Annotated in this window: 12 protein-coding genes; 8 read left to right on the forward strand and 4 right to left on the reverse strand. The window is 62.5% G+C overall.

Annotated elements, in window-relative coordinates; all coding sequences use genetic code 11:
• Positions 1–172 precede the first annotated feature (172 nt).
• Complete coding sequence (locus tag NCHU2750_RS16055; RefSeq protein WP_119941429.1) at positions 173–1,228, reverse strand: endo-1,4-beta-xylanase; 1,056 nt, start codon at positions 1,226–1,228, stop codon at positions 173–175.
• Between the two features lie 196 nt (positions 1,229–1,424).
• On the opposite strand from NCHU2750_RS16055, the gene NCHU2750_RS16060 reads away from it, so the two are divergent.
• Both NCHU2750_RS16060 and NCHU2750_RS16065 read left to right on the forward strand, forming a co-directional pair.
• The gene (locus tag NCHU2750_RS16060) at positions 1,425–2,759 is read left to right on the forward strand and encodes an O-antigen ligase family protein (protein ID WP_245480417.1); all 1,335 of its coding nucleotides are present in this window, start codon (positions 1,425–1,427) and stop codon (positions 2,757–2,759) included.
• 125 nt (positions 2,760–2,884) lie between these two features.
• Positions 2,885–3,886: a glycosyltransferase family 2 protein gene (locus NCHU2750_RS16065; protein WP_119941431.1), complete on the forward strand. Its 1,002-nt coding sequence runs from the start codon at positions 2,885–2,887 to the stop codon at positions 3,884–3,886.
• Between the two features lie 45 nt (positions 3,887–3,931).
• On the opposite strand, the gene NCHU2750_RS16070 is transcribed toward NCHU2750_RS16065, so the two are convergent.
• Complete coding sequence (locus NCHU2750_RS16070; RefSeq protein WP_162939655.1) at positions 3,932–5,257, reverse strand: lipopolysaccharide biosynthesis protein; 1,326 nt, start codon at positions 5,255–5,257, stop codon at positions 3,932–3,934.
• A 247-nt stretch (positions 5,258–5,504) separates the two neighbouring features.
• Between NCHU2750_RS16070 and NCHU2750_RS16075 the strand changes: the two genes are divergently transcribed.
• Positions 5,505–6,392, forward strand: coding sequence for a DUF6492 family protein (locus tag NCHU2750_RS16075; RefSeq protein WP_119941433.1), 888 nt, complete (start codon positions 5,505–5,507; stop codon positions 6,390–6,392).
• On the opposite strand, the gene NCHU2750_RS16080 is transcribed toward NCHU2750_RS16075, so the two are convergent.
• Positions 6,389–7,483 carry a glycosyltransferase gene (locus NCHU2750_RS16080; protein ID WP_119941434.1) on the reverse strand — a complete coding sequence of 365 codons (1,095 nt, stop codon included), beginning with the start codon at positions 7,481–7,483 and terminating at the stop codon, positions 6,389–6,391. The two genes, NCHU2750_RS16075 and NCHU2750_RS16080, sit on opposite strands and share 4 nt — an antisense overlap.
• Positions 7,484–7,664: 181 nt before the next feature.
• Here NCHU2750_RS16080 and NCHU2750_RS16085 point away from each other — a divergent pair, with 181 nt between their 5' ends.
• Complete coding sequence (locus NCHU2750_RS16085) at positions 7,665–9,176, forward strand: GumC family protein (protein WP_119941435.1); 1,512 nt, start codon at positions 7,665–7,667, stop codon at positions 9,174–9,176.
• 176 nt (positions 9,177–9,352) lie between these two features.
• Here the strand turns inward: NCHU2750_RS16085 and NCHU2750_RS16090 are convergent, their stop codons facing one another.
• Entirely contained in the window at positions 9,353–10,147 is a 795-nt protein-coding gene (locus tag NCHU2750_RS16090) for a WecB/TagA/CpsF family glycosyltransferase (RefSeq protein ID WP_245480263.1), read from the reverse strand.
• Positions 10,148–10,646: 499 nt separating this feature from the next.
• On the opposite strand from NCHU2750_RS16090, the gene NCHU2750_RS16095 reads away from it, so the two are divergent.
• From NCHU2750_RS16095 to NCHU2750_RS16110, 4 genes are all read left to right on the forward strand, one after another.
• Positions 10,647–12,170 (forward strand): TolC family outer membrane protein, encoded by a 1,524-nt coding sequence (locus NCHU2750_RS16095; RefSeq protein ID WP_119941436.1) that lies wholly within the window; start codon positions 10,647–10,649, stop codon positions 12,168–12,170.
• A gap of 318 nt (positions 12,171–12,488) precedes the next feature.
• Positions 12,489–20,978 (forward strand): Ig-like domain-containing protein, encoded by an 8,490-nt coding sequence (locus NCHU2750_RS16100; RefSeq protein ID WP_119941437.1) that lies wholly within the window; start codon positions 12,489–12,491, stop codon positions 20,976–20,978.
• Between the two features lie 17 nt (positions 20,979–20,995).
• Positions 20,996–23,260: a type I secretion system permease/ATPase gene (locus NCHU2750_RS16105; RefSeq protein ID WP_245480264.1), complete on the forward strand. Its 2,265-nt coding sequence runs from the start codon at positions 20,996–20,998 to the stop codon at positions 23,258–23,260.
• 3 nt (positions 23,261–23,263) lie between these two features.
• A complete protein-coding gene (locus NCHU2750_RS16110) occupies positions 23,264–24,454 on the forward strand; it encodes a beta-barrel domain-containing protein (protein WP_119941438.1) in 1,191 nt (396 codons plus the stop codon).
• Position 24,455 lies beyond the last annotated feature (1 nt).

The raw sequence follows: 24,455 nt of genomic DNA on the forward strand, positions 1-24,455 counted from the left end.
ACGAAGCGTTACCTTATTCCCGACAATTACTCGGAAAATTGCAGCTTCACTTCCCAAAAAGTCGCAAAATCGGACAAGTTTACTACAGCAGCGCCAAGCGAAGACACAAATGTTCAAGATCAAGTCATGGTTAAGGCTGCGGCCGCGGGCAGAAGGCACTTTCACCCGTCTGTCAGCTACGACCGGCAAACCGGTCTATGACCTGCATCAACGGCTTGACCTTGTAGTTGCGATCGAGCGGCAGGGGCCGATTGAGGCTGCCATCGTCACGGGTGAAGTACATCGGCACCCACGTGTACTTGTCTGAAATCCCCCAGGTGAGGATAGCGGTCGGCGGCGCCACATCGAAAACCGCCTGCAGCAGGTCGGTGACGCGACCGGCAATCGCCTCGTCGCGCAATGTTTCATCGGCGGGCAGAAGATTGTCGATCACATCGAGTTCGGTGACAAGAACATCGACATCCATGGCCTTAAGTTCGGCAACGAAGGAGGAAACACCTTCCTTGTCTATCTCCAGCTGTCCCTTCAGATGTCCCTGGAAACCGACGGCATGGACCGGCGCATCGCGGTCGCGCAGGTCCCTGACGACCCGGAGCAAGGCCTCGCGCCTCGCCTTGGACCGTGCATCGACACACTCGATGTCGTATTCGTTGATCACCAGCTGGGCCGATGGGTCGGCCGCGGCCGCCCGGCGGAACGCTGTGTCGATATAGGTCTTGCCCATATTGTCGAGCCAGAGGCTTGGACGCAGGTAATCGGATTTCGTCGGCTTTTCGGCAATCGCCTCGTTGATTACATCCCAGCTCGGAAGCTTCCCCTTATAGTGTCCGACAACGGTGTCGATATGCTTGCCAAGCGCTTTCTCGGTAGCGCTCTTGCCGCGGATCGACGAAGTCCAGTCGGGCATCGACGCATACCAGATCAGGGTATGCCCGCGCATTTTCATGTCGTTCTGGTCGGCGAATGCGAGAAGCTTGTCACCCTCGTAAAACTCGAAACGGTCCTCCGACGGTCGCACGGTATCCCATTTGAGACCACCTTCCGGCACAACCAGATTGCAATGCTCTATAAGCGCCGCGCGATAGTCCGGATCGTCCACCAGCGCATCGCCGCGAACGGCCGAACCATAGGGAATTTTGGTCTGCGGCGCAGCGCCGGCGGAAGCCATCGGCAGAACAGCCTGGGCGGCAATGGCGAGGCCGCCCTTCATCAAATCACGTCTGCGCATCCGTCGGGCCTCGCGATGGTCTCTTTGCAAAACGGCCGGCATCGCCGCCCAGCATTATATACAGGGAAAACTAATCTTCAGGCGTTATGATAATATTACCTGGTCATTGTGGCGGTTCTTCATCGCCGATTAACCTCTGTCGGGCTCCAGTTGAAGGAAGCGCGGCATATCATCTGCGAGGACGACGTTTTTGGCTGTGAAGGAAGCGGCGCAAATTTCCGGCACTGGATCGCCGGCTGGCGCGGGCACGGCGCGCGCCACCTGGAATGCCGGCTCGTTCATCCTGCTGCTGATCTTCGGCTATTTCTGGATCGGCATTGCGCCCTTTGCTCATTACGACGGCAAGGAGGGCCTGCCGACGACGGGCAACCTCCTCAACCAGGTCGTGGTCATCCTGCTGTTCACTTTTTCGATCGCCAATGTCTGGCGAAGCGACAGCAGAGAGGCGCTCTTTGCGCCGCGCTCCTTGTTGCTCGCTATCATCTGCTGGTTCTGCTTCGTCTCGCTGATCTCCTTCGATCCTGCCACCGCGCTGCGAAGGATCGTCTACACGCTGCTGGTCTGCGCCTGCGCCAACGCAGCCCTCCTGCTGCCGCGCGATACCCGCGATTTTGCAAGAGTCATCGCCACCGGCACGATGGCGGTGTTGTTCCTGAGCTATTTCGCCGTCGTCGCCATGCCGGTCGTCGGCATGCACCAGGCGAGCGAAGTGGAAGGAGCGCTCGCCGGAGACTGGCGTGGCATATTCGGCCACAAGAACGCCGCCGCCGCCGGGATGGTCTATCTCATCATCCTCGGCCTCTACATACGCAAGGCCTATTACCCCAAGATTGGAACGTTGATCATCCTTCTGGCGGCGATTTTCCTGTTCTTTGCCCGCGGCAAGACATCCACCGGCATGCTGCCGGTCGTGCTGGTGATCGCCTGGCTGTTCGAGCGCTTCCGGCCATTGCGCGTGCCGCTCACCATCGGCCTTGTCTTTGTCATCAACGTCGTGCTGATCGGGCTTTCGAGCTCGCCCGCCGCGAGTTCGCTCCTCACCAGCGTCGGCATCGACGCAACCTTTACCGGGCGAAGCTCGATCTGGGCCTTTGCCCTGCAGCGCGTGGCCGAGCATCCCTTTTTCGGCTACGGCTTCCAGCTCCTCTGGGGCAGCCAGTATCTGCGCAACATCACCACCGAATCCTGGGCCTACCTTGCAGCTCATTCTCACAATTCGTTCCTCGAAACCTTGCTGAACGGCGGCATTCCGGCGCTTCTTCTCATTCTTGTGTGGCTGTTCGTCCTGCCGCTGCGCGATGCCGGCCGCGCCTTCGCCAGCGAGAACGATGTCGTGCTGACCCGCCTCTTCCTGCGCCTGTGGATCTTCTCGATCCTGCTCGCCTGCCTTGAGAACCTGTTCTTCGCCAATAGCGGCCCGCTGTGGTTCACCATGCTGATTGCCGTCTTCGGCCTCAGGCTTCAGGCCAGGGCCAGCCTCAGGAGAACGGATGAAGGCTCCGTCGGCGCCGCAGGCAGCCACCCCACATGACGTTAACTGAACGGGCAACATGAATTTGTCATCGCTGATACTCTCCCGTATTGAAACCTGATGGAACCCTGTTCTGCCTCTCCTCTTCAAGGGTGGCGAACGTGAGATAGCACGGAGAGTCCAGCGTGCCGGACGACAGCAGGACGTCGGTTGAAGCCGTCATTTGCATCCCGACTTTTCGCCGCCCGGCAGGAGTGGCGAAGACGCTCAGATCGCTGCTCGCCCAAGAGGGCGACGTCAAGTTTGCAATCGTCGTCGTCGAGAACGATGCCGAAAAGGCGGCCGGTGCCGAGGCAGCCACAGCCGTGCTTGAAGGCTTTGATGGCCCGTCCTTGGTGACGATCGAGCCGCGGCAGGGCAATTGCCACGCCATCAACCGGGCTTTCACCGAGGCAAGGGAACGTTTTCCCACGGCAGACTATCTGCTGATGATCGACGATGACGAGATGGCAACGCCGCAATGGCTGTCGCAGATGGTTGCCACGGCACGCCGGACCGGTGTGGAGATCGTCGGCGGCCCGGTCATCCGCCAGTTCGACGTGCCCGTGTCGGAGGCGGTGAGCCGGCACAGTCTCTACGGTTTCATCGGCGGCCCGACCCGCGCGGTGCCGGTCATTCACGGCACCGGCAACTGCCTCATCCGCCGGGATGTATTCTCCCGGCTGGCCGATCCGCTTTTCGACGTCACCTTCAATTTCCTCGGCGGCGGCGACATGGATTTCTTCGCCCGCTGCCGCACGGCAGGCTGCCGTTTCTGGTGGTGCGAGGAAGCGGTCATCTACGAAACCGTCGCAGAGGAGCGCACCAGCGCCAGATGGCTGATGCGCCGCTCGGTGAGGACCGGAAGCATCAATTACGAGATCGACCGCAAGCGCGCCACGTCGTCCCTCGCCGTCGCGGGGCTTCACGCCAAGAATGTCATCTCGCTGGGGCTGAGCCTGTTCAAGGCGATCGGCATCCTCGCCCGCACGCGGCATCTCCTGCCCGCGACCCACCCGCCGCTGATGTCGGTCGGCAGGTTCACCGCAAGCTTCGGCTTTCTCCCCGCGCCTTACAAGGCAAGCCAGATCGCCGCAGTCGAAAACAAGACGACGCTGCCGGCAAGCGCCCACATTACCAAGCGCTGACGCCGGGATTTGACACCGGCGGTTCCCAGGCATGCCGCAAAAGTTTCAGGCGGCGCGTGGATCGCTTGGTTCGGCGCGATCGTCGACATCGGTCGGCGGCGTTTCCGCCATGACCGCCTTCTGTGCCGCAAACAGCGCCTGCCAACCGAGAACCGCGATGAGGATTTCGATCCCATAGGTCGCAACGACGACGCCGGTAACGCTTGCATAATAGGCGGCAGCAGCCACCAGCACCGCTCCAACGATGTTGGAGAGGTTGAGTATCCTTGCCCGGATGCTCTGCAGGCTCGAGGCACCGAGCGCCTCGAAGGCCGTCGCACTCACCGCAATCGGAATGACCGCCCAGCAGAGCGAACGGGTGATCCATGACAGCGACACATATTCATGACCGAACAGCATGGGCAGCCAGGGCGTGACGATCCAGACGAACAGGCCGCTGGCAATGCCGATGACGGTCGTCAGAAGCAGCATCTGCTTGGCCCGGCCGAGAACCGCGGCGATCCCGTTCAAAGCCGCCGCCGCATAGCTTGGATAGACGATCCGGTTGAGCGCTTCGACAGCCATGTAGGAGGCTTCCGTCAGCCGCCGCGCGATCGAATAGCTGCCGACGATCTCGGAGCCCGCGACCGCGCTCAGGACCAGAATATCGGCATTGCTGCGCCCGGCCTTGAAGAAGAACTGGCTGGCGAACATGATGCCGATCGGCACTTCTTCGCGGACGATCCGGAATTTCGGGCGCCCCAGCCGGCGGATCGCCACAAGCGCCACGGCCGCGACGATCGCATGCGCGGCAAAATTCCACACCGCCCATTCCGCCACGGTGGTGATGTTGAACACCAGGCAACTGACGACGGCCGCCGCCATGCGCAGGATGGCGAACAGGAATTCGATCCGGTTGGCGACGGAAAAGCGCGAATGCGCAATATAGCTGTTGGTCGCAAGCCAGATGATCTTCAATAGGACGATGTTGGTGATGAGGATCAGCGCCGTGGCGAACAGCGTCGTGAAGAGCTGCTCGGACACCGGATAAAGGACCGGAATGGCGATCATGCCGACGACGACAAGGACTGCGCCGGACACAAGGTTGAGAATATGCACATGGCCGAGCATGTCGGGATAGAAGCCGGGCTCCTGCGCCACCCGCCGCACCAGCGATTCCTGCGATCCGAGCCCGCAGATCTGAATGCCGATATTGGTCAGCGCCGTGATCGTCGCATTGAGCGCGAATTGTTCATGACCAAGATGGCGGGCGAGAAGGCCGAAGGTCAACAGCAGCGCGACACTGGAGGCAAGCAGGGCCCCGCTCGATCCTATATAGGAGCCGAGATGGCGGGCGAACTGCCGAAACTCTTGGCCAGACCTCAATTGCACTTGCTCTCTCCAAAGGGGCCTTCGCGTATCGCTCTCCGCACTGCCTCCGCAGGTGGCACGTCTGGAGAACAATATACGGGCATCATGCCCGCTGAGCATCGTTTATACGCAGTGAGTGGAAATCGCCACGACTATGCCATAACGGGATTAACGTAGCCTTAGATCGTTGCTTGGCAGTCTTGCGATCGGTCTTTGCATCAGACCATGAACCATATCAGAGATCAGCGAAACCGGAGCCACAAACCGCATGAGCGCCAATGTCAGTCTCGTGACACCGACCTATTTCCGGGACTTCGAATCCTGCCGCCTGCTCTGCGATTCCATCGATGCGTTCGTCACCGGCTATGACCGGCACTACCTTCTGGTGGCCGATAGTGACCTCGAGCTTTTCTCGCAGCTGGGCAACGAGCGGCGGCTCGTCCTGTCCGACTCCGTGCTCTTGCCGGATGGCCTGAAGCCCCTCCCCGCCTTTCTCAAGTGGAAGGGCCGGCAATATTACTGGGCCCGCGGTGCCGGCCTGCCGGTCTATGGCTGGCACGTACAGCAATTGCGCAAGCTCGCCATGGCCCAGCTGCAATCCTGCGCGCGGGTGATGTGCATCGATTCCGACAATTGCTTCGTGCGCCCTTTCGACGTGGGCAAGTTTGCGGGCAACTATTTGTCGCCGCTCTATGCCGATCTCGCCGGTGTCAATCAAACGCGGCCGAGCCATGTCCTGTGGCAGAAGAATGCCTATCGCCTGCTTGGCGAGCGCGAGCCGCCTTTGCCGGGTGACGATTATATCGGCCAGATGATCGTCTGGGACCGGGAAAGTCTGAACGCCATCCTTGAACGGATAGAAAAGGCGACGAGCCTGCCCTGGTGGAAAGCACTGTGCAGGGCGCGGGACTTTTCCGAATATATTCTCTATGGCGTCGGAATTGCCTCCAATCCCTCGCTGATGGGCCGTCACCAGATCGTCGAACGCAGCCTCTGCGCCACCTACTGGAGCGGTCCGGCACTCGATGCGGCGGGGATCGGCGCACTGATAGACGGGATGCACAAGGAACAGTATGCCATCGCCATCCAGTCGCACACGGCAACCGATCCGGCACTGATCCGGCGGATCGCGCTGACCCGCAATCTCTGGAGTTAGGCCTCTCTTCTAGACCTGCCCTGAACATTATCGAGCCTGTCGATAATCGAGGCCCACAGCGCAGTCACCTCGACATTCATGTCGAGTGCCGCTGGCGTCTGGCCGATCACCCTGCGGACGGCCTTGGCCATTGTGGGAGCATCCGCGTCATGCGGGCAGATCACCACATTGCCGTTGTCGATCAGGGACTTGAAAAGCCTGTGATGGTCGAGCGACGCCGGGTCTTCCGGCGCGTTGGTCACCACGGTGCGGCCTGCAAGTGCGGCGGCCAGCACGCTGCCGCGCCGGGCGGTCAGCCCCTCGGAAAACCGGTAGCAGAAGATGTCGACCTCACGGCAGGCGGCAAACACCTCCTCGTCGGTCGCAATATAGCCAGTGACCATCACCCGATCGGCAAGGCCAAGCGCCTCGACCTGTCGGCGAAAATCCTCCTCGACATTGTCGAGCCCCTTGATGAACGAGCCGACGAAGGCCACGGCCACATCGACACCCTCGTCCTTGAGTACCCGCGCGATCTCCAGAAGTTCGGCGCAATTCTTCTTCGGATAGATCGAGCCGAACTGGCCGATGACGGTTCTTCTCCCCGCCTTCAAGGCCCTGATGGCAAGCACTGCCGGGCCGCTCTCTTCGGGGCCGCCCTCTTTGTGTTCGCTGGGCAGCATGTTGGGCGGAATGGGAACGATCGCCGTCGAACGGTGGCCGAATGCCGGAAAATGGCTCTGGCGCCATTCCCGCTCGACTTCCGGCGCCGAGAACAGCAGGCCGTCGGCAAAGAGCAGGACCGGCCACAAGACCACGCGCCGCTTCCAGTCGAGGCTCGCCCACTCATGCAGTACCACCGTCACATGCCTGCCCTTCAGCCGTGCGAGTGCTGCAGCGAGGAAAGGCTCGAAAAGGCGCTTCTTCCAGGCAACGATCGGAAAATTGAAGATGAGGGTATCCGTGTCGGCAAGACGGGCAGCAAGTGCTCCCATCCGCCCGTCAAGCACATGGCTTTCGGCGCGGGCACCAAGCCGGCTCGCCAGATTGCGCGTGAACGCCTCGACGCCGCAGACCGTGGAGGCGTCGGATCTGAGGACGAGATAACGCATCGGCGGGACAATCCATTCAAAGCGGAGAACAGCCCCACAAGAAGCCAAAAATCTTAAGCTTTTACCATCGGGACAGAATCCTGTCCCAATAAGCGCAGAAAAATGCGATCAGGCGGGGCACGCTTTACCGCTTATTAGCGTAGTTAGGGTCTTATCGACCCCGAAAGGTAGGCTAGGCCGCATGTATGCCATCCTGAGACCGCGTAGGGACAATCGAGCCAAGAATGCTTCGGATGGGAAGTCCGACGCTGCCGGCAATGATTCATCCGTCGGCGGACAGCCATCCCTGCTCTCCTATATGGGACCGGATGAGGACGCGCCGCAAAAGGCTGCGCCCCGCAATCCCGAGCCGTTCTCCATCTCGATCCCGGAAATCAGCACGGCCATGGTTATCGGCTGGCTGTGGGTCGGCAAGTGGCTCATCCTGCTGTTCATTGTGCTTGGCGCCCTTGCGGGCTACGGCTTCGGCGTATTTTCCAAGCCGAAATTCACGGTCGGCTCACAGATCTTCATCGATCCCGCCAACCTCAGGGTCGTCGCCGACGACATCTTTACCAGCAACAACCAACTCGACATGCAGATCTATGATGTCGAGAGCAAGCTGCACATCCTCACCTCGTCCAACGTTCTCAACAGCGTCATCGATGCCCTGCATCTCGACAGCGATCCGGAATTCGGCGACACCAAGCCGACCGATCCGCAGACCGCCAAGCTCGATGCATTGAGATCGCTGGAAAAGCATGTCGACGCCAAGCGCGAGGAAAACTCCTTCGTCGTCAATCTCGACGTATCGAGCCAGTCCGCTCAAAAGGCCCTGCAGATCGCCAACTCGATCATCAACAATTTCCAGGACGAACTGGTGAAAGAGCAGGCCGACGGCGCCGAACGCGCCGCCAAGGAGCTTTTTGCCCGCCTCGATACGCTGAAGGACGAGGTCGCCAAGGCGGATGAAGCCGTGCAGCGTTTCAAGCGCGATCACAACATCTTGTCGAGCTCGGGTGAGCTCGTCAGCACCATCGTCGCAAACCAGACCAACACCCAGTTGGTCGATGCGCAGGCGCGGGTGATCCGGGCACGCAGCCGCTACCAGGAGCTTTCAACCGGAAGCCCGGAAAGCAGGCTCGACAGTGCCTCGATCGACAACCAGACGATGTCGGCGCTGCGCACCCAGTATACGGTCGCTCAGCGCGAGCTCGACGCCCAGTCGGCGATCTATGGCTCCAGGCATCCGCGGATCGCCGCCATGCGTCCGCAGATAGAGGCGATACAGAGCCAGATCACCGCAGAGCAGAACCGGATCCTCGCCGCTGCCAAATCCGAGCTTGCCCAGGCCGAAGCAGCCCTGACAGCGCAGCAAGCTCAGGCGAACAAGATGAAGTCGGTCGTCTTCGCCGATAACGACTCTCTGGTGCAACTGCGCCAGCTTGAGCGGGAGTCGGAATCGAAGTCGAACATCTACCAGGCCTTCATGGCCCGCGCCAAGGAACTCGCCGAGCGGCAAAAGATCAACACGACCAATGTCCGGGTGATCTCGCCCCCGACAATTCCGAAGACCCGCAGCTATCCGCCCCGCACACTGTATCTGCTGGCCGGTGGCATGATCGGCGGCCTCGCGATCGGCGCAGCCTTGGTCATGGTCCTTAGCTTCCTGCGATTGGCATTGAGGCGTCCACAAGGGGAACGGGCGGCCTGACGGCCTCCCGCCATCAGCTTGCTGACCGCACGAGTGCCGCGAATGCGGCTGGCCACTGCCGCGGAAACTGCGGGAACCGGGCCGGCGCATCGAATTGACAAGGTACATGGAAAGAGCGATCGCCAGCGCGAACCAACTTCGTTGAGGCCCCTAAGGACTCCACACCCGGAATTTGATTATCGGGAATAGCGCAACAGCGCGTAGACGGCGACCGGATTGGTCAGCAGGTAACGAAGCGTCAGGCGACGCGGCTCGTTATACATCCGGTATGCCCATTCGAGCCCGCGCCGCTGCATCCACATAGGCGCACGCGGATTCTTGCCCGAGAGGAAATCGAACAGACCGCCGGATGTCTTCACCACGCCAATACCGCGCAGATTGTCGAGATTGCGGCTGATGAACTGCTGCTCATAGGGGAAGCCGAGACCGACCCAGAGAATGTCCGGCCGCTTCTCGCGAATATCGGCGACGATCGCCTCTTCTTCCTCCGGCTTGAAATAGCCGTTACGGCGGCCGGCGAAACGAAGACGCGGATAGAGCTTGGTCATTGCCGCAACCGCCTTCGCATTCACTTCCTCGCTGCCGCCAAGGAAATAGAATGTCGCGCCGGCGTCCTGCGCGCGTGCGGCAACGGCGTGGACCAGATCCGTCGTCGCCACGCGCTCGGGCAGTGCCATATCGCACAGCAGCTTGGAATAGTGCACCATCGGCATGCCGTCGGCATGGATCTGGCCCGCCTGCAGCATGAGATCCATGAAGCCACGATTACGCACGCAAAGCGCAAGAACCTGACCGTTCGCCGATGTGGAATAAAAAGGCCGCTCGTTCTGCCCGCGGGCACGCAGTGCCTGCTCGACGAAGCCGTCGGCTGACTTGTCCATGGTCGCGCACACGACCGGCAGGCCGCCCAGCACCACATGGGGCCAGTCGATCATCCGGGACACATTGATGTCGTCTGCTTCGAGTGCCATTGGGAGCAAAACAAAGAATCCAGCTAACAGGAGACCTCCCGTCTCCGGGGCCATCAAGCACGGGAACATATTTTAGTTCAAACAGAAAAGCCGAAGATGGTTACGATCCGCCGAGGCGCCTTGGTTAAAGCTGTAATAGAATTTGAGAATTAGTTTACCGAACGATCGAGAAATGTAGGAAATTCTTAAATTTACCGTCCGGGCAAGGGGCTCCCGACGAATGACGGATGGTTAATGGATGGCTCGAAAAGGCCCGACCCGAGATGCCGCCAGCGGTAACCGGGGGCGGCAACGCTTTGGAAAACCCGCATCCGGCCCCGATTGCCGGCCCTGCACCATGCCTTCACCAAGGCGTGCATAAGCGCGTTTCACCCATCCGTTTGCGATAAGTCACGAATCACTTATATATCTTTTGAATCTAGGTGCTTGGGAGCGTTTTCCCGCCACTTGTATCGCGTAGGCCGGCCAAAGCTTTCAATCGTCGGCCTATGGAGAATAGATGCGTTCAAGTCGCACCCTTACATTCGGCGTCCTGATCGCAGCCGCCATCATCCAGACGTCCTGTAATAAGACAACGGATAAGCTCTCCGCCAAGCCTGTCACCGATCCGCAGGTCACGTCATCGATTGCCGCAAAGGGCTCGCCCGCCCCCAAGCCCGCGAACGCGATGTCCACGCCCGCGCCCGTAACGGATGTCGAAAGCGCCGTTCGCCGTGTGGTGAGCTGGCATCCGGCCATCCAGGAAGCGGCGGGCAAGATCCGACAGCAGAAGGAGCTGATTGCCGACGCCCGGTCCGGTTATCTACCCGGCGTCGGTGGCGGCGTAGACCTGGCCGCTCAGACCGGCGACAGCGGCCAGTGGGCACCCAAGCTCAATGTATCGGCCTCCCAGATGATCTACGATTTCGGCAAGGTCTCCGGCCGGGTCGAAGCGGAATCCGCCACCTACGACACCAGACGGGCGGAGTTTCTGGCCACCGTCGACGATACGATCCGGGAAACGGTGCTGGCATCGGTCGAGCTGCTGCGCAATGCAAGGCTTGCGGTCGTCGCAAAAGAGCAGATCGACGATGTGAAGGCCATCGGCCAACTTGTCGACGCCCGGACGGACCGCGGCGCCAGCACACGCTCCGACAAGCTGCAGGCCGAAGCCCGTATCCAGGCCGCCCAATCGACTGCCCTCGAAATCAACGCCGACAAGCAGCGCTGGGAAGGCACCCTGAACGCCCTGCTCGGCCAGGCGAGTAGCGTAAAACTGCGTCCTGCCTTCCCCACCGCTCTCAACAAGGCCTGCGCCGGGCCGCCGCCGGACTGGGATACCGTGCCGGTCGTGGTCGCGGCCAGATCCCGCAAGCAGGAGGCGGACGCACAGGTGAAGCTGGCGCGGGCAAACATGCTTCCCACCATTTCCATGGAGGCGACCAGCCGGTTCAAGACATGGGGCAACGACGATTCCGACTATCTGGTCGGCCTGACGGTCAAGGGTGATCTCTATAATGGCGGCGCCTTCAAGGCTCGCCAGAATGCCGCGCGTTATGCCGCCGAGGCTTCCGAAGCCGCCATCGCCTCCGGCAAGTTCGACGCCCAGAAGAACTGGATCGAATCCGCTGCCCAGGTCAACAGCCTCTCGATATTGCTGAAATCGCTGGGCTCGCGACAGGCGATGATGCGCGAGACACGCGATCTCTATCAGAAACAGTTTCTCGATCTCGGAACCCGCACCCTGCTGGACGTGCTGAACGCCGATCAGGAACTTCACGCCGCCCGCTTCGACGAAATCAACACGCGCTTCGATCTCTACAAGCTGAATGTCGAATGCGCCTATTCCGCAGGGCGCTTGCGCGACACATTCGGGCTCTCCTCGGATCCGTCGCACCCGGCCCCTGTCGAGACCTCCGCGCCGATGCGCGAGACGCATGCGGCATCAGCCCCGGCACGGCCTTCAACACAGGCTTCTGCGCAACCTTCAGACACCCCTGCGGCTCTTGCCGGAACAGGCCTGAGATTGGCCCCTAAAATCTAACGGGATTTCGGTTTTTCCGAATTTGTCGCAAAAACTATGCCGGGATGATGCGCCTCACCCGATCCGTCAGGCTGCACTGGCACAGGCGGCAAGAACACGCCGCGTGCGATTCACTCTTCGTTAAACAACTCCATACAAACATAAGCCGAAGCTAATTGAAGATAATCTGAAGTACAGCACCTTCACTCCTGTGTGCTGCTCACAACGTCTTTTTGAGCATCCGCTCTCTCCATCGGTGAGGGGGAAGAGGCGACTTCCTGGACCGGGAAGCAGCACTCCAAAACAGGGCATGACGCCCGGCGCATCAAAAAGGAGAGGATGATGGTCGCTGTAGTGTTGGATAAGGTAAGCGGTGAAACAACGACCGTTTCCGGGAATACCATCGTTCTTTCCGAGGCCAGCACCGTAAGGCTATCGCTGTCGCCCGATCAGATTGCAGCCACCACGCGTGCCGGCAATGACCTCATCATCGACATCCGCAATGGTCCGGACATCCGGATCGAGAATTTCTACAATGGCGAAGGCGGCAACCGTAGCGATCTCATTCTCGACGACGGCAAGGGCAACGTCTGGAATGGTGAATACACCGACGGCCTCGCCAATTTCGAATTCGGTGAAGCCGGCGCCGTCGACCAGCTTGCAGGCGCGGGCGCAGCCGGTGCGGGAGGTGGCGTCGGCGCGTCCATCCTGGGAATAGCTGCGGCATTGGGCGTCGGGGCAGCCGCGATCGGCATGGGCGGAGGCAGCTCTGGCGGCGGTGAGAAGGACGACAGCGACTCGGATTCTGACTCCGATGCGGATGCTGACGCTGACGCCGATGCAGACGCGGACGCGGATGCGGATGCAGACGCTGACGCTGACGCCGATGCAGATGCTGACGCCGATGCGGATGCGGATGCAGATGCTGACGCTGACGCTGACGCTGATGCGGATGCAGATGCTGACGCCGATGCAGACGCTGACGCCGATGCGGATGCGGACGCTGATGCGGACGCGGATGCCGATGCAGATGCTGACGCGGATGCCGATGCAGACTCTGACGCAGACACTGAGGCTCCAGCGGCACCCATCAATCTGTCGATCAATGCTGCCGGCACGACGCTGACTGGCTTTGGCGAGGCAGGCACGGAAGTCACCGTCACCAATGCGGCCGGTACTGTGATCGGCTCGGGCATTGTCGGCGCCGACGGCACATTCTCGATTACGCTGGCGCCGGCCCAGACAGACGGCGGAGAACTGCAGGTCGTACTGGAAGACGCGGCCGGCAACATCTCCGATCCCGGCACCCTGGCAGCACCGGACCTGATCGCGCCCGACGCCCCGACCGACCTTGAAGTCACCGATTCCGGAACGCTCCTTTCCGGCCATGGCGAACCCGGAACGACGGTCACGGTGACCGATGCGGACGGTGTCACCATCGGCACCGGCACCGTCGGATCCGATGGCACGTTCGAAATCGATCTCGATCCGGCGCAGCAGAACGGCGGCGAATTACAGGTCGTGCTGGAAGATGCAGCCGGCAACCAGTCTGATCCCGGCACGATCGAGATCGACGATACTCAGCCGCCGGCAGCCCCGACCAATCTCGGTGTCAATGACGACGGCACGGTACTCACCGGTCATGGCGAAGTCGGCACGACGGTCGTCGTCACCAATGCCGCAGGCACGGAAGTCGGCACCGGAACGGTGGATGCAGACGGTACATTCTCCATCACGCTCAGCCCAGCGCAGTTCGATGGCGGCGAACTTGAAGTCGTCCTAACCGATGCGGCAGGCAATGATTCTGCTCCGGGCTCGGTGCTAGCCCCGGACCCGGACGCGCCTCCGGCCCCGACCGATCTCGACATCAATGCGGACGGCACGATCCTGACAGGCGAGGGCCAGATCGGCGCCCAGGTGCGTGTCACCGACGCGACCGGCCAGACGGTCGGAACCGGAATCGTCGCCGCAGACGGCACATTCTCCATCACGCTCGCCCCGGCCCAGATCGACGGCGGCGAATTGCGTGTCGTGCAGACCGATGCCAACGGCACGTCGCAACCCGGCATCATAGACTCTCCCGACCTGATCGATCCGGCAGCCCCGACCAATCTCGACACCAATGATGCCGGAACGGTCCTAACCGGCCGCGGCGAAGCGGGAACGACGGTGCATGTCACCAATGCCGATGGCGATCCCGTCGGCACCGGCATCGTGCAGCAGAACGGATCCTTCTCGATCACGCTCAACCCGGCCCAGACGGATGGCGGCAACCTGACCGTCACGCTGGAAGACGCAGCCGGCAACACTTCGCCGCCGGCCACGACAGCGGCACCGGACCTGACCGGTCCGGACGCTGCCACCAATCTCGACGTCAACGATGACGGCACGGCTTTGACTGGCCGCGGCGAACCCGGGGCGACGGTCATGGTCAGGGATGCCGATGGATTCCTCATCGGCACGACGACGGTAGGCGCCGGCGGCACATTCTCGGTCACCCTCAGCCCCGCCCAGACGGATGGCGGCGACCTGAGCGTCGTATTGCAGGATAGCGACGGCAATCCATCCGCACCGGCCAGCATTGCCTCCCCCGACCTTCTTGCACCCGATGCCCCGACCGATCTCGACGTCAACGATGCCGGAACGGCCCTCACAGGCGAGGGCGAGTCGGGCGCGACGGTCATCGTCACGGATGCCAACGGCACCACGATCGGCACCGGCACGGTCGGCGTCGACGGCACGTTCACCGTCGCCCTCAACCCGGCACAGACGAACGGCGGCGAACTCGGTGTCGTGCTGCAGGATGCGGCCGGCAATGTGTCCGATCCGGCGACGATCATGCCGGACGACACTCAACCTCCGGCCATGCCGACCAATCTGGGCATTGATGACGACGGCACCACGCTCACCGGCCGAGGCGAACCCGGCACCACGGTCACCGTCACCAATGCCGATGGCGACGTGATCGGCCAGAATACCGTCAATCCCGATGGCACATTCAGCGTCACGCTCGACCCGGCGCAGACCGATGGCGGCGAACTCGATGTCGTGCTGACCGATGCCGCAGGCAACGATTCGGCACCCGGAACGGTGCTGGCACCGGACCCCGACGCGCCGCCGGCACCGACCGACCTTGAGGTCGATGCGACGGGCACGCTGTTGACCGGCGACGGTCAGGTAGGCGCCCAGGTGCGTGTCACCGATGCCTCCGGCCAGACCGTCGGAACCGGTATCGTCGCCGGCGACGGAACGTTCTCCATCACGCTCTCGCCGGTCCAGATCGACGGCGGCGAATTGCGCGTCGTGCAGATCGATGCCAATGGCACGTCGCAGCCGGGCATCACCCTGTCACCTGACCTGATCGATCCGGCCGCCCCCACCAATCTCGACGTCAACGACGCGGGCACGGTCCTCACCGGTCGCGGCGAGGCGGGCACCACGGTAACCGTCACCAACGAGAATGGCGACACGGTTGGCACCGGCACGGTCGCTGGAAACGGCAGCTTCACCATTACCCTCAATCCGGCCCAGATCGATGGTGGCGATCTGACGGTCGTGCTGGAAGATGGCGGCGACAACACTTCGCCGCCGGTAACAGTCCCCTCGCCTGATCTGACGCCGCCGGCTGCCCCCGCCGACCTCCTCGTCAGCGTCGACGGCACCGAGCTGACCGGTACAGGCGAAGCGGGCGCAACCGTGACGGTGCGTGATGCCAACGGCGTTGTCATCGGCACCGCCACGGTTGCCGGAAACGGCAACTTCACCGTCGATCTTGTTCCCGCCCAGGATGAAGGTGGCCAGCTGCAGGTGCGCCAGGTCGACGTGGCGGGCAATGCCTCACCAATAACGAGCGTCGTCTCTCCCGACACGACCGGACCGGCGGCGGCAGCCGACCTCGACGTCAACGATGCCGGCACGGTGCTGACCGGACGCGGCGAACCCGGCGCGACGGTGACCGTCACCAACGAGAACGGCGATACTGTCGGAACCGGCACGGTGGCTGCCGACGGAACCTTCAGCATCGGCCTGACCCCGACGCAGGCGGATGGCGGAGACCTCGATGTCGTGCTGGAGGATGCGCAGGGCAATCCCTCCCCCGCCGCCACCGTCACCACGCCCGACCTCATCGGCCCGGACACTCCGACCGGGCTCGATGTCAACGACGACGGCACGATCCTCACCGGTAGCGGTGAACCCGGCGCGACCGTCACCGTCACCAACGAGGCAGGCGATATTGTCGGAACCGGTATGGTCGGCCCGACCGGCGCCATCAGCATTCCGCTCGACCCAGCCCAGGCTGATGGCGGCGACCTTGAAGTCACCTTGACCGACACAAGCGGCAACAGTTCCGATCCGGTCGTCGTCGCCACACCCGATGCGACCGATCCTCTCCAGCCGGACGACCTTGTCGTCAATGCGGGCGGCACGGTGCTCACCGGTACCGGCGAACCGGGCACCACCGTGATCGTCACCAATGCGGGCGGTGCGACGGTCGGCACAGGCACGGTCGCTGCAAACGGCAGCTTCACCATTGGTCTGAGCCCCGCTCAGGCCGATGGCGGCGATCTGAGCGTCGTGCTTCGGGACGGCGCCGGAAACAGCTCGCTGCCCGGCACAGTGGAGACACCGGATCTCACCGGCCCTTCCGCTCCGACCGACCTTGCCGTCGAGGACGGCGGCCTGATCCTGACCGGCGAGGGAGAGCCCGGCGCCGCCGTCACGGTCACCAATGCCGCGGGCGACACGGTCGGCACCGGCGTGGTCGATCAGGACGGAACCTTCAGCATCGATCTCGATCCGCCGCAGATCGATGGCGGCGACCTCGAAGTCGTGCTGACCGATGCCGATGACAATCCCTCGACGCCCGGCGTCATCGCCTCTGTCGACGAGACGGCACCGGATCTGCCCACCAATGTCAGCGTCAACGCCACCGGTAGCCAGATCACCGGCTTGGGTGAAGTCGGCGCGATCGTCACCGTTTCCAACGGCACCCAGACATGGACAGGCACCGTCGGCGCCAACGGCATGTTCACCGTCGCACTCACGCCGGCACAGGACGAAGGCGGCACGCTGACGGTGACCCTGACCGATGCCGACGACAACACGACGCTTCCCGTCAATGTCGGCACGCCGGACCTCACCGCACCGGATGCGCCGGCAGATCTCGTCGCCAACCCGGAACAGACGGAACTCTCCGGTACCGGTGAAGCGGGAGCAACCATCACCGTCCGCGATGCCGATGGCGTCATCGTGGGGACCACGACCGTCGATACCGACGGAACCTTCACGGTTGAGTTAGACCCGGCCCAGACCGCAGGCGGTACGATTTCCGTCGTCCAGACCGATGCGGCCGGCAATATATCCGACCCGACACCACTCGGCCTCGATGACATCGCGCCGCCAGCCGCACCGACTGACCTGTTGGTCTCCGCCGATGGCGAAACCTTGACCGGCGAAGGCGAACCTGGCGCAATCGTCACGGTGACCAACGCCGATGGCGACAGTTGGACCGGCACGGTTGATCCGGATGGCACCTTCACCATCCCTCTGACGCCCGCGCAACTCGATGGCGGCGAGCTGGATGTTGTGCTGGAAGATGCGGCCGGCAACATATCCGATCCGACGACTGTTCTCGCACCGGACCCCGATGCACCCGCGGCACCTATTGATCTCTCCGTCTCTCTGGACGGTGAAGAATTGACAGGAACGGGTGTGGCTAACGCCACCGTGACGGTCCGCAATGCCGCCGGGCAGATTGTCGGGACAGGGACTGTTGACACCAACGGCGACTTCACCGTCGACCTCGATCCGGCCCAGACCGATGGTGGCAATCTGCAGGTTACCCAGACCAGCTTGGGCCTCACATCCCAACCCGGCATCATCGCCTCTCCCGACCTGGACATCCCGGACGCACCGACAAATCTCAGCCTCAATGCGGATGGCAGCGTCCTGACCGGACGTGGCGAACCGGGGACGACCGTCAGCATCACCAATGCGGGCGGCACCGTCGTCGGTACGGGGACGGTCGCGACCAACGGCACGTTCTCGATCACTCTTGGCACACCGGTGGATGATGGCAGCACGGTCAGCGTCACCCTGACGGATGCAGCCAACAACACATCCGATCCGGGCACGACCACCTCACCGGATCTGACACCGCCGGACGCACCGATCGACCTCGACGTGTCGGCGAATGGCTTGACCCTCACCGGCGACGGCGAGGCGGGAGCGATCGTCACAGTCAGAAATGCCGGCGGCATCGTCGTCGGCACCGGCACGGTCGCGTCGGATGGCAGCTTCACCGTCACGCTCAATCCTGCCCAGCAGGATGGCGGTACCCTGACGGTCACCCAGGCCGATGCGGCCGGCAATGTCTCTGATCCCGGCACGGTCATCACCTCTGATGGCGTAGGCCCCGACGCGCCGACCAACCTCGTCATCGATGACGACGGCCTCGTGCTGACCGGCAACGGTGAGCCGGGAGCAACGGTGACCGTCACCAATGCCGCCGGAGAAACGGTCGGCACCGGCACGGTCGATCTTGATGGCACATTCAGCATCGACCTTGGACCGGCACAGGTCGATGGCGGCGAGCTTCAGGTCGTGCTCACCGACGCTGACAGCAATGCCTCCGATCCGGGCACGATCGACAGCCCCGACCTCACCGGTCCCGAGCCGCCGACGGATCTCGAAGTCGACGCCACCGGCACACTGATCGGCGGCGGCGGCGAACCGGGCTCGACCGTCACGGTCCGCGATGCGGATGGCAACATCATCGGCACAGGCACCGTTGCTCCGGACGGCACGTTCAGCGTCGGCCTGTCGCCCTCGCAGGTCGATGGCGGTGAACTCCAGGTCGTCCTGACCGACGGCGATGGCAATCCATCAGCCGTTGCGACCGTCGATTCACCCGATCTGACGGCACCGCTCGCCCCGACTGATCTCGACGTCAACGGCCTCGGCACCGAACTGACCGGCAATGGCGAGCCCGGCACCACGGTGAGAGTGTACAATGCCGGCATCGAGGTCGGCAGCACGACCGTCGCGGGCGATGGCAGCTTTACGGTTACCCTCAACCCGGCGCAGATCAGCGGTGCCGATCTGGACGTGACGCTGACCGACGCGGCCAACAACGTCTCCCCACCGGCCACCACCGACACGCCCGACCTCCTGCCGCCCGATGCACCGACGGATCTTGCCGTCAACGCCTCCGGCAGCGCACTGACCGGCGAAGGTGACCCCGGCACGACGGTAACCGTCACCAATGCCGGCGGCACAATCATCGGCACCGGCACGGTCGCTGCGGACGGGACATTCAGCGTCGGCCTGTCGCCCGTCCAGGTGGACGGCCAGACACTCAGCGTCACGCTGACCGATGCGGCAGGCAATGAATCCGATCCGACCACCACTCTCGCCCCGGGCCTGGATTTCGCACTTGCCGATGCGAGCGACACGGCAGTCATCGATGTCTCGGTGACCCGCGAGAACGAGACGACGCCGTCGACGGCAACGAGCGAAGTCACCTCGCTTCTGTCGCTCTCGATCGGCAATCTGGCCAATGTCAACCTTGGCGCGTCCAACAATCCGGTCGTCAACTTCAACCTGGCGGGCGGTACCAACACGGTATCCTTCGGGCTGGAGATCGGCGGCATCGTCAATGTCGGCCTGCTCAGCAACTATTCCGTCATCGTCGAACGCTGGAACGGCTCCGCCTGGGTTCGTTCCGACGATCTGACCAACAATGTCGACGATGGCATATTGCGGCTGAACCTTCTCAATTCGCCGGCCGCGACGATCACTCTGAACGATCTCGATGCCGGCCAGTATCGTGCGACGCTTGTGCCCAATCCGGGCGTCACTCTCGGCATCGGCACGGTGCGGGAAATTTCCGTCACGGCAACTGACCAGACCGAGGTCACACATGTCGCCGTCGGTGAAAATGCGAACGGCAACTTCATCGGTGATTCAGCCTCGGGCGTCACCGACGACCTGCGGGTCGGGAATGTCGCGTTCGATGGCGTCAACCACGCAGTCGCAGGCAGCCCGGTGACGATCGAAGGCGATCACGGCACCCTCGTCATCAATGCCGATGGGACCTACACCTACACCCCGGATACCACGGATGCCACCGGCGGCACCGACGTCTTCACCGTCACCGTCTATGATCCCGACACGGGTCATGCGCTGACCGCCGATCTGACGATCGACGTTCAGGCAGACGACGGCTCGCTGACGGTCATGGCCTCCTCGGACGACACGGTCAGCATGGCCTTCGCCGACGATGGCGGCAGTGGTGACGTGACCGACGACGGCTCGTCGAGCAGTGCCCGCTTGGCCTCCGCCGATACGCAGACCACCAGCGCAGACGGACCATCGGCGGACCATGCCACCGCAACCGACCAGACCGATGGAGCCGCCGCAACGACCGACGATGCCTCGACAACCGAGCAAGGTGGCACCGCCGACACGACGCCGGCCGATCAGCCGGAAACCGCCAGCGCGGACACCACCCACAACGCAACGGGTACCACAGCGGATGACAGTGGCACTCAGCATGATGGTGGCATTGGCATCACCCTCGACGAGGGCGGCGCCGAGGTGGACCTGAGCGGCCTCGACAACCTTGTCGATGATCTGTCGGTTTCCGCCCATGTCGACGTCAATGCCGGCAGCGACGCCGGCGTCAGTGCCGATGTCTCCGTCGGTGGCAACGGCAACGAGGATACCGCCTCGACGGTCGACGTGTCCGTCGAGACCCCACCGCTCGATCCCTTCGACAGCCTGAACCAGAACGACGAGATCGAGACGCATAAACTGCCGGTCGTATAGTATGGAGGACTGACCTGATGGATAGCGCGCGGGCAACAGCGGAAAGACCCTCGGAAACCGGGGGGGAAAAGGTCACGGCCCTTCCCCCGCAGAACCCGCAGGATGCTCCGTCTGGCAGCCCGCCCGACAACCGGCCGAAAGACTGGATCGAGATCATGGGGTTGCTGGCGCAGCACTATGGCATCGCCCATTCGAAATTCGCAGCAAGCCACGTCTCGATCATGCAGGAAGCGATCCCGCCGGTTCAACGGATCGAAAAGCTTGCCCGCCGCTTCGGGCTGGAGGCAAGACCTGTCGAACCTCTGGTAGACGGCATTACCGCGCGCCGCCTGCCGCTGCTAATCGAACTCAGCTATGGCGACATTGGCCTCATCACCGAACTGAACGACGGCGAGGCGAAGATCATCTTCGCCGGCGACAATGGTCACTGGACCTGGATCCCGCTCTCCGAACTCGATGGCCTCGTCACCCATCTTCTGATGGCCCGTGACGCCCGCACAAGACCGGACGAGCGGATCGATGCCTATATCGCCCCTGATACCCATCACTGGTTCCGTCACCTCGCCTTGGGCGATCTCAGACCCTATGCCTATGTCCTGCTGGCTTCGCTCGTCGCCAACGCGCTTTCGGTGGCAGGTGTCATCTTCTCGATGCAGGTCTATGACCGGGTTATCCCGGCCAATTCGATGAACACGCTGGTCGTGCTGTTCATCGGTGTCGGCGTCGCCGTGATCTTCGACTTCATGATGCGCAAGGTCCGGACCGCCATTATCGACGTCATCGGAAAACGCGCCGACATCAGGATATCGGACGTGGTCTATGGCCATGCGCTGAGGGTTAAGAACCGCCAGCGCCCGAAGGCGACCGGCACCTTCATCTCCCAGCTCCGCGATCTCGAACAGGTCCGCGAGCTCTTGACCTCCACCACCGTCTCGGCGATTGCCGACCTGCCCTTCTTCTTCCTCTTCCTCGGCCTCTTCGCCTTCATCGGCGGCTGGCTTGCCGTCATTCCGGCATCGGCGCTGGTGCTCCTCATTGCACCGGGCGTGCTGGCGCAGAGAAAACTCAAGCGCAATGCCAGCCTTGCCATGCGCGAATCCTCGCTGCGCAATGCCATGCTGGTAGAATCGATCCAAGGTATCGAGGACATCAAGGCACTGCAGGCCGAAGACGTCTTCCAGAAGAAATGGAACGCCTTCAATGCCGCGAGTGCCGATGCGCAGGTGAAGCTGCGCGACATTACGAGCACGCTGACCGGCTGGGGCCATGGCGTCCAGACCAGCACCTTTGCCGTCATCGTCTTCTTCGGCGCCCCGATCGTCATGGCGGGCGACATGAGCACCGGCGCACTCGTTGCCTGCTCCATCCTCGGCTCGCGAATGATCGCGCCGATGGCGCAGCTCACCCATGTCTTGAGCCGCCTGCAGCACGCCCGCATCGGCCTGCAGAGCCTCAATACGATCATGAAGATGCCGGTCGACCATCCGCCGGCGGAGGCACGGCTGTCGGTCGGCTCGCTGCTCGGCGAATACCGTTTCCGCAAGGCGATCTTCCATTATGGCGAGGCGGTCGGCCGCCCGGCACTGACCTTGCCGGATTTCAAGATCGAGGCCGGTGCGACCATTGCCCTTCTCGGCAAGAACGGCGCCGGCAAATCGACCCTGTTGCAGGCGCTCTCCGGCCAGCTTGAGGCCCATTCGGGCGAGGCGCTGGTCGACAATCTCGCAATCGACCACATCGATCCGTCCGACCTGAGGCGCGAAGTCGGATTGCTTACCCAGAATTCCCGCCTCTTCCACGGCACGATCCGCGACAACGTTTTGCTCGGCGCACAGAATGCCTCGCAGAATACCCTGCTCGAAGCCCTGCAGATGACCGGCGCCGACGAATTCATCCGCGCGCTTCCCAAGGGTGTCGATCACCTGATCGACGAGGGCGGTCGCGGCCTTTCCGGCGGACAGCAGCAGGCGCTGCTGCTCTCGCGCCTGCTGATCCGCAACCCGTCCGTCGTGCTGCTCGACGAGCCGACCGCCTCGATGGACGAGGCAACCGAGCGGCAGTTCATCCGCCGTTTCGCCGCCTGGTCGAAGAACAAGACGATCGTCATCGCCACCCACCGCATGCGCGTGCTGGATCTCGTCGAGCGCGTCGTGGCGCTGGATGGCGGCCGGGTAGTGCTGGATGCACCGAAGGAAGAGGCTTTGCGCGTGCTGAAGGGCGAAGGCCAGAAGCCCGGTCAGGATGCCCGCAAGACCTTGCACAGCGTCAGGAACGAGGAATAGGCCATGTCGATCGCAAGACTGAACGACGAGAGCTGGCAGTTCGGCGGCGACGACGAGGTCCGTCTCTCCAAGGCGAAAACCGTGGTGAAGGTCTTCGTCGCCTTCATTCTCGTCGGCCTCTTATGGTCCTATTTCGCCGTGCTGGACGAGGTCTCGACCGGCGACGGCAAGGTCGTGCCGATCAGCAAGGAACAGGTCATCCAGTCACTCGAAGGCGGTATCGTTTCCAAGCTCTTCGTGCAGGAAAACCAGATCGTCGAGCGCGGCCAGCTGATCGCCCAGCTCGATCCGACCGTCACCGAATCCGGCGTCGGTGAATCCGCCGCCAAATACCGGGCGGCCCTGGCGAGCTCCGCGAGGCTGACCGCGGAAGTCAACCAGACGCCGCTCAACTTCCCTGACGAACTGAAAGCCTATCCCGACCTCATCGCCTCGGAGACGAGGCTCTACGAGGCCCGCCGCAGCAATCTGAACGAAACGCTGCAATGGATCGAAGAATCACTGAAGCTGACGAAACAGGAACTCGACGTCAACGAGGGTCTTTCCAAGATGGGCGCCGCCAGTAGTGTGGAAATCATCCGCCTCAAGCGCGAACAGGCCGAGCTCGAGCTGAAAAAGGTCGAGACCAGCAGCAAATACGTGGTCGATGCCCGCGAGGAACTGTCCAAGGCCAATGCGGATGTCACCTCGCTGTCCTCCGTCATCAAGGGCCGCTCCGACAGTCTCACGCGCCTGACGCTGCGGTCTCCGGTGCGTGGCATCGTCAAGAATATCGAGGTCTCCACCATTGGCGGCGTCGTGCCGCCGAACGGCAAGCTGATGGATATCATCCCGCTCGGCGACCAGCTGATGATCGAGGCGCGCATCCTGCCGCGCGACATCGCCTTCATCCATCCGGACCAGGATGCGATGGTCAAGATCACCGCCTATGACTACGCCATCTATGGCGGGCTTCCCGGCAAGGTCGTGACCATTTCGCCCGATACGATCCAGGACGAGGTCGATCCGCAGATCTATTACTACCGCGTCTTCGTCAAGACCGAGAAGGACGCGCTGGAAAACCACGCCGGCAAGCAATTCCCCATCTCGCCGGGCATGGTCGCAACCGTCGACATCCATACGGGCGAGAAGAGCGTTCTGGATTACCTGATCAAGCCGTTCAACAAGGCGCGCGAGGCGATGCGGGAGCGCTGAG

Origin of the sequence: Neorhizobium sp. NCHU2750 (assembly GCF_003597675.1) — a bacterium.
Lineage (GTDB): Bacteria > Pseudomonadota > Alphaproteobacteria > Rhizobiales > Rhizobiaceae > Neorhizobium.